The following is an 8383-nucleotide window of genomic DNA, read 5'->3' as shown; positions in this document are numbered from 1 at the left end:
GTCTTTGGTCGATACTCGAACATAGCCTATTTTCGCCATTTTTACCCCTCAATCCCAAATCAATTATTTTACACCTAAATTTTACACTATAAATGGCGGTATAACAACTGTATCGGCTGTTAAATTTACGTATACTCAAAATTTACATACTGTTCAATCGTTCTAATGAAGATAGATAAATATCTTTGTCCTTTTCAAATCCTAAAAAATGTCTATTATTTTTTTTACATACAACTCCAGCTGTTCCACTCCCCCAAGCATTATCAAGTATCAAATCGCCTTCGTTAGAATATGTCTTTATGAAATATTCAACAAGTGATTCAGGCTTTTGTGTTGGGTGTATTGCTAATTTTTGTTTGTCAGTAGCAAAGGTCAATACACTACGTGGGTATCTTTCTGTAGAACCGCCACCAGAAATGCCTACTTTTGTTTTACCGTAATTACTACCGTCATTTTGGTGCTTAGTGTAGCTGTTTACTGGCTTATGTCCTGTAGTTTTTTGAGGATTGTAAGTAGGTAGTTTTTTATAAAATACAAGAACATTTTCATGTGCCTTCATTGGCATTTTTTTTGCATTTAAATGTCCAGTTGCAGTTGATTTTTCCCAAATCCATTCATATCTCAACATTTCTAAATTACTATTAGCAAGGATTTTATCAAAAGGTGTTTGAGCTGTAAGAACGATTGCCCCATTATCCTTTATGATCCGTTTATACTCTTTCCAAAGTGGTTCAAGAGGAATTAAACTGTCCCAATGGTTATTTGTGGTTGCATAGGGTAAATCACAAAAAATCATATCTATAGTATGATCTGGAATCCGTTTCATGCCTAATAAACAATTTTCATTAAAAACTTGATCCCACAGTTCAGTAACACTTTCTACTGTTTTCATTTCTTCACTTGCGACTTTAGTTAAAAAATGACCATACTGATTATTTTCAGATAATTTTTGAATTGCTCGATCTGTAGTTCCTAAATTGAGAATCACACGTTGTTTGACTTTGGTTCCTTCTCTATAATTCTCCGCTAAACTCCAATATAGAGTATTGTTTACTTTCCTTCTTTTCAAAAACATTTTGACACTACAACCTCCATTTTTTGACACTACATTTCCAATTTAAAGGATAGATTTTCTTATAAAATCTATCCTTTAAACTATCCCTTTTGCAATTAATCTTCCTTTTTAAGTCTACCCGCCAAATACAGATAAAAGAATATACTTAAATGTACATTAACAATGCTTAACAAAATAAAATATACAACTCCATGATCTGACTTGTTAAGGAATGAAACTATATCTACAAAGAAAACAGCTCCTGCTACACTCCAAAGAGCATGCTTATATTTATATAAGAGAACATTCCATACAAATGAACACAACAAAATAGCGGCTAAGACCCCTAATACTTCAATCATTTTATTCCTCCTTGTTATTCTTCAGCCTACTTCGACGAATACTAGTCATAGTAACAATATATTCAGCATCTATTCTTTCGTTGCTGCACCAGTCGCATAATTGATCTTGTAACCATCCTGAACGTTGAAAATATAAACGTTGTAGGCAAATTCATCTGTTTCAACACTTGCTGCTTCCATTTGTACACCACGAGCCACTAATTCATCGCCAATAAAATGAGGTGTTACTCGATAACGAACATGATTTCCTGTTAATCGGATATAATCCATGATTTGATTTTCATAGTTCAACATGTGTGGCGTGTTGAATTGCCTGGTACCCGTCATAAGGTTTTTCATATTATCATTTTCTCCAGTTAGCTGAAAGCCGACTAAGTGCGACCTGTTGTAGAGCCACTGACCATCGGGAAGTTTCTTTTGTTTCCATCCTGTAGGCTTAACAGTTAACGGCTCTCTTTCTTCAGTTGGAAATGATTCTTTTCCAATCAGAGCATTTGCTACACCGACACGATTGAGGTTATCTAAATCTGAAAACGTCTGCCATACGCCGTTTTGAAGTGATAAGTCTTCCTTTGTAAATACTGGCTGATTGTCATTTAGTACAACCTCTTGATATTTCCCATCAAATTCTGTTGGTAAATTAGTATCAGAATCGTTTATGATTCGTTCATCTGTTAACGTTTTTTGAATTGAGATTACTGAATTTTCAAGATTATCACATCCAGATAAAGCACCGACACTTACTGTTGCCAGAAAAATGAAAACTATTTTTTTTAGGTTATTCACCAATGATATCCTCCATTGCGTCTAATTCATTCGCAAAATTCAAAACATTCTCATCAAAAAGAAGAAGAGACTCTTTATTTTCTGCAAGCCATTTTCTGTTTGCTTCATTTGAAATTGCCCATTCTTTCAACTCTGGTGACATTCTATCTGTATCAACATCTTCCGCCATATAATTTTGTACCATTTCCGTCATTTCATCAGGAGTTACTAAGTTTCCTCCTACATATTCATGAAATAATAGGTCTTGTTGCGTTTCAAAAAGTCGTGGCTCGTTGATTAAATAGTATCGGTCTGCTCTTGATTCACAGAAATAATAATCGGATTTTACAGTAGCAACTAGTTCACCTAGATAGCCTTCTTCTACAGAATCAATCCCTTCGATTCCCTGCCATTCTGTATAACGTTGCTTCGTTAATTCTGATCGTTCCCACGCCCATTTAATAAGCTTCTTCTCACGTCCCAATTGTGCATAGAGCGCAGGATTATATTCCTTTAATAAAGAAATTAATTCTAATCCTCGTTCGTTAATGTACACAAGTTTATTTTCAGCAGCAATTACTTTCAGTTGATTCTCATCGGAAATAAGCTCCGTATAGTTGTCATTCACATAATCGTAAAAATGTTGAACCGCTTCTACCTCTTTAAAATCAATAGTAGATTCGATATTAACAAGCCTATGATAATACGCATACCGTTCAACCTCTTGTTGTTCTTTTGATCCACGCAATAACTCGATTATTACAGCTTTTGATCCAGTTGTTTGATCCATGATCGTTCCTCCTTTTAATTGTTGTCCTCTACATTCTCCAAAAATGTTTCAAAAGGACAATTGAAATATTCAGCAAACTTCCCGACAACTTCAATACTAGGTACTCGTTGTTCGTTTTCATAACGTGATATAGACGTACGATCAACACCAATATCAGAAGAAAGCTGTCGGACAGTTAAATGATGTTGTTCACGTAGTTCTTTTAATTTTATTCCAGAAAATTTAATCATGTTGTTCTCCTTTTGTCCCCTTTTTGGTGACAAACAAAGTATACCTTAATCATGAAAAAAATACAACGACTATCTACATTGATAAATCCGTTTCTATTTCCATTTGTGTCTGAACTTCATTCACTTGTTGTGCGTTTTCTTTTCGTAATGCAAGTTCATCTAAATCTACACCTAATTCAATTGCTTCATCTATTAGACGTAATCGTTGCTGCTTCTCGTTTAGTTCTTGAGATCGATCAAACGGTTTATTGACTTGTGCTTTTAGCTCAGATAAATTTCGTTGTTCTTCTGTCAATAACGTCGTTGTACGATTGACGGCTTTCTCTAGTTCACTTTTGAAATTTCCCAATTTAATCATTGGACTAAGTGGACTATCTGTTTTGATTTGTAAATGGTATGTTGATTCACCAATTACTTGTAGATTCATATCAGAGCTATTAAGAACAAATGTATTGAAATGTACCTTAAACCCATTCATTTCAGCTATCACTTGTTGGCGCATCTCTTTTAAATCTAATGATGTTGCACGAACCTCACTAATACGATCCAAAAAGGCTTGCCCAATCTCTACTTTCTTTTCGTCTTTAAACGTTTGACCGTTGATTATACATTCAAAAGAATTTCCGTTTGTTGTGTGAAGGTCATACATATCAATATCTTGTTCAATCTGCATAAGACGTTCCTCATATGCAGGAATCATTTTTTTTGCCTGCTCAATTTCATGTTGCATGGTACTATTTTGTTGGTAATGATTCGATTTTAGAATCGTCAATCGTCGAACATCATTTTCTAAGTCGGCACGCTCCTTGACTAACGGATTACCAGTAGCTAATGCCTTGACTTCACTCGCTTCAACAACTAATTCATCCACATCGTCAGTTGACCGAGTTAGTGCTTTAGAACTCATGATTTGTGTAATATACGTCAGTTTTTGCTCTTGTATTTGGAACAAATAACTGTCAAATGTTCCCTTTGTAATGTACGTATAGCTATATACATCACTAAATTCGTTTCCTTGACGTTCTATTCGTCCCAAACGTTGTTCTAAATCAGACGGTCTCCAGGGGCAATCCAAGTTATGAATCGCAATTAATCGATTTTGCACATTCACACCAGTTCCTAACTTTTCTGTACTACCAAGCAATATTCTCACTGAACCAGTTCGTACATCTTTGAATAGTTTTTCTTTTTGAATATCGTTTGCTGCATCATGAATAAATTGGATTTCCGATTCAGGAATCTCTTTTTCTACTAAAAGAGATTTTAATGCATCATACACATTAAATTTTTTCGCTGAAGGTGTGCCAATATCACTAAAAATGATTTGTGCTGCTCGTGAATCGCCGTGTTTTTTCCATAACTCAAATACGTTTTCGGCACAAACAGCCAATTTATTACTATCTTCTCTTGTGTACATATCTTCTGATAACAAACGTGGATCAAGCGCCATTCTTCGGGCTTCACTTGTAATTTTCAACATATTATCTTCCGTTGGTGATACAGACCCACTTCTGATTGCTTCAGATCGCAAGGCTAATTCTTCCATTTTCATTTGTTGCATAGTTGTTGCCGCTGTATCAACTAGAATTTTAGTCAAGTTCGGAGTAGGCAACTTTAACATATCTGCAGTTTGGACATCGGCAAAACGAGAAAATTGCACCATTAATTCAGGAATATTATGAAATTTTGAAAATCGAGAACGGACACGATAACCACTCGCTTCTGGTGTCATTTCTAATTTATTTTCTACTTCACCAAAAACACCTTGCCAATCATCAAAATGTGTCACGTCTAATTCTTCTAAAATATCTGGAGCTAAATAACGATTCATGGTATACAGTTCACACATTGAATTGCTAATTGGCGTACCTGTCGCAAAAACAACCCCACGTCCATTATTTTCTTGTTGGATATATTGTATTTTCGCTAACATATCCAATGACTTATTGGCACTCGTAGTTGAAATACCTGCAACGTTCCCAAGTTTGGTTCGAACACCTAAATTTTTATACATGTGAGCTTCATCTACAAAGATAAAATCAACACCTAAGTCCTCAAAATCAAGAATACGGTCACGATCCATACTATGAAGCTGTTTTTCTAAGCGTTCTTCTGCACGTTTCAATTCCCCTTTAATTGCTTTAAAAGAGTGACTGTCTTCTTCACAACTCATCAACATATCTTCTAATTCAGTCAGTTCATTTTCAAGAAACTCTTGATATCGTTCTTTTGATAGTGGTGTTTTTGCAAACTGTGTATGCCCCATGACAATAGCATCATACGTACCAGTTGCCACTTTTGATATAAATTGCTTACGGTTTTCTTTTTTGAAATCTTCATCGGTTGCAATCAACACTTTTTTATCAGGATACGCACGTAAAATTTCTTCCCCAAAAGGACGAATCAGCGATTTAGGAACGAGGTAAAGTGGCTTTTTAGCAAGTCCCAACTCTTTCAACTTCATTCCAGAAGCGATCATAGAGAGAGTTTTCCCACTCCCAACAACATGAGCCAGTAACCCTCTACCTTCTGTTACTATTCGCTGAACAGCATTTCTTTGGTGTTCCCTTAGCTCTATTGACTGATTCATTGTGCCAAAAGTAAGTGAAGAACCATCATATTTCCGTACAACAAATCGATTAAATCGCTCATTATAAATTGTTTCTAACGTCGTTCGTCTTATATCTGACGATTCTACCCACGTTTTAAATTCTGTACGCAACATCTCTTGTTTTTCTCGGCAAAGTAATGTGGCTTCGGGATCTAAAATCTTTTTGTCTACAAGCTTTCCATTACCATCATCCACTTGTATCGTCTGCATAATCGTGGTGTTCTTGAAATTTAACAAATCTTCAAACAAAGCATAAGCGTTGCGATCCTTAGTACCATAGGTCTTTGTCACCAACGGACTATGAAAATACGACTTATTCGAGATAAAGTATTCTTTAGAATGAGGATTCAATTCTAAATGAAAAACATTATTCTTTGCATATCCGCCCATATCAAAGGTTTCTTCCATGAAATCGATATAGTATTCTTGTGGTATCCATGTCGTCCCTACTTGATAATTAATATCCGCAAGAGTTAAATCCAGCGGAATGATTTTTTCAAGCGCAACACGATTGGGTTCAAATTGATCATTTCCCTCAGAGATAGCTTGTTCAACTGTTGACAACTTAGTTTTCACGTCTCCAGATAGATACTCACTTGCTGATTCATACTGATTTGTTTCAGGATTCAGATAAATTTCAGACCCTAGTTCTTCGATCAATTCTTCCATTGTTTTACCAGATATTTGCTTCATGTATTCAAAATCTATCGTTTGTTTCGTATTAACAGATAACTGTAAGGCTTCCAGTGCAGTGTCCACTTTTGTGATTGTTTTTTGAGGACGAATAGTCGCATGGTCAAATAGTTCAGATTTCTTATAATGAATAGTTCCTTCTGCATCCTCAAACTGTATTTCTGCTGAACAAAGTAGCGGATAATAATCGTCTGATCGGAACTCTCGTTTATTCTCACGATTGTGTATATAACCAAAAGATTGAACAAAATTATCATACAGTTTATTTACAGCAGTTAATTGCTCTTGAAATTCTGTTACATCATAATCTTCAATTTTTTGAATACGGATCAATTCTTTGATTTCATTACGTAACTCAATCATTCCTTGCACACGTTTGACACTTTTCTTATTTCGAGGTGCAATCTCTTTAATGGATTCGTTGTCGTTATAAAATATTTGTCCGTTGTCTATCACATACGTAAATGCTTCAGTATCTTTAAGTAAATCCTTTTCTGCTTCAGAGGAGTGTTGTTCAGGTACTTTATGTGGTTGAAGAGTATTCATCGGTACAGTTTCGTATTCAAAAGAAACCTCACTGTTTTTAAATAATGTTCGGTAATCTGTCGTAGGTTTGACACTTAACGTTTGACCATTGAAATTCTTTACAAACAATTCTCCTAATACATGATCGGGATTATTAACAAAATAGTGGTTCGGTGTATGGTCATTCACAGCTCCGTTTACCCAATCAGGACGTTCACTTTGTTCACTCATTTGCTCTTTTGTCTTTTTCTGGAAAAATAACAAATCACTTGTGACATCCGTATTCGCAGTAGATCTAAATGCATTGTTTGGTAATCTGAAACCTCCCACTAAATTAGCCTCTCGTGCAATACTTTCACGAAGGCGTATATCTGCTTTATCCATTGTTCCTGTAGACGTAATGAACGCTAAAATACCACCTTCTCGAACTAAATCCATTGATTTCTTGAAAAAATAGTCATGGATCATCATATTAGAATAGGTGGCATCAGATAAGGTTAAATTATTAAAAGGAACATTCCCAACCACAACATCAAAAGAGCCATTTTTAAACATGGTTTGTTCAAATCCCTTAACATGAACCATCGTGGACGGGTGTAATTGTTTGGCAATTTCCCCCGTGATTGAATCAATCTCTACACCTACTAATTCAGACTGATCTCTGAGTGTTTTTGGCATAGCACTGAAAAAATTACCCGAACCCATAGCGGGATCAAGAACTCGTCCGCCAGAGAAACCTGCTTTTTCTAGTTTATTCCAAATTTCTTCTATAAAGCTTGGATCAGTAAAGTAAGACGTTAAACTACTGTCTTCTATCGAACGATACTCGTCTGGTGTCATAAGCATTTGTAGCGTTCTACGTTCTTTTTGGAATCGATCTTTTCGTGTATCAAATAAATCATTCGCAACACCACCCCATCCTGAATAACGACTAATGACTTGTTGTTCCTCTGAAGTAGCCAGTCGATTATCTGTCGTTATTTGTTTAGATAGACGTATCGCTTCAATATTATCTTCAATCTTTTTCACAACGCCTGCTGAATAGATAGGATCACCACTAGTTGTAAAAGAGAAGTCTTTCTTTGGATATTCACTACTCGTAACTGTAGGAGAAGTTTCTTCTGCGGAGAAGTCATCAAATAACGACAGTTCTCTTTCCACTTCATTTGTATCATCATTGAGTGACTTTTGATTAGTTGGAGAAGGCATTTCATCTATTTCAATAATACCTTTATCGTCAATATCATACGGATTTTCTTTGACAGGAATACGTTGTTGTTCCTTCTCTTTTAGCTGTTCTATAGCTAAATTTTGTACTTGATTAATAGAGTTTATAAGAGTGGTACTCATATT

At 35.4% G+C, this 8383-nt stretch carries 6 protein-coding genes; all 6 read right to left on the bottom strand.

Annotation, left to right across the window (positions count from 1 at the left end):
• Positions 1 to 142: 142 nt before the first annotated feature.
• A complete protein-coding gene (locus A5819_RS18315) occupies positions 143 to 1075 on the bottom strand; it encodes a site-specific DNA-methyltransferase (RefSeq protein ID WP_254907346.1) in 933 nt (310 codons plus the stop codon).
• A 95-nt stretch (positions 1076 to 1170) separates the two neighbouring features.
• Positions 1171 to 1416, bottom strand: coding sequence for a hypothetical protein (locus A5819_RS18310; RefSeq protein ID WP_086282295.1), 246 nt, complete (start codon positions 1414 to 1416; stop codon positions 1171 to 1173).
• A 69-nt stretch (positions 1417 to 1485) separates the two neighbouring features.
• Positions 1486 to 2202 (bottom strand): DNA/RNA non-specific endonuclease, encoded by a 717-nt coding sequence (locus A5819_RS18305; RefSeq protein ID WP_086282293.1) that lies wholly within the window; start codon positions 2200 to 2202, stop codon positions 1486 to 1488.
• On the bottom strand, positions 2195 to 2971 hold the full coding sequence (locus A5819_RS18300) for a hypothetical protein (RefSeq protein ID WP_086282291.1): 777 nt from the start codon (positions 2969 to 2971) through the stop codon (positions 2195 to 2197). The genes A5819_RS18305 and A5819_RS18300 overlap by 8 nt, the downstream gene beginning before the upstream one ends.
• 14 nt (positions 2972 to 2985) lie before the next feature.
• Positions 2986 to 3201, bottom strand: a complete 216-nt coding sequence (locus A5819_RS18295; RefSeq protein WP_086282289.1) for a helix-turn-helix domain-containing protein — start codon at positions 3199 to 3201, stop codon at positions 2986 to 2988.
• 73 nt (positions 3202 to 3274) lie between these two features.
• Positions 3275 to 8383, bottom strand: a 5109-nt coding sequence (locus A5819_RS18290; protein WP_086353099.1) for a helicase-related protein, incomplete at its 5' end; no start/stop codon positions are given.

Origin of the sequence: Enterococcus sp. 7E2_DIV0204, assembly GCF_002140855.1 — a bacterium.
In the GTDB taxonomy this organism is placed as follows: Bacteria; Bacillota; Bacilli; order Lactobacillales; family Enterococcaceae; genus Enterococcus_L; species Enterococcus_L lemimoniae.
The sequence above is the reverse complement of the archived record's forward strand: the minus strand, read 5'-3'. Positions and strand labels throughout refer to the sequence as shown.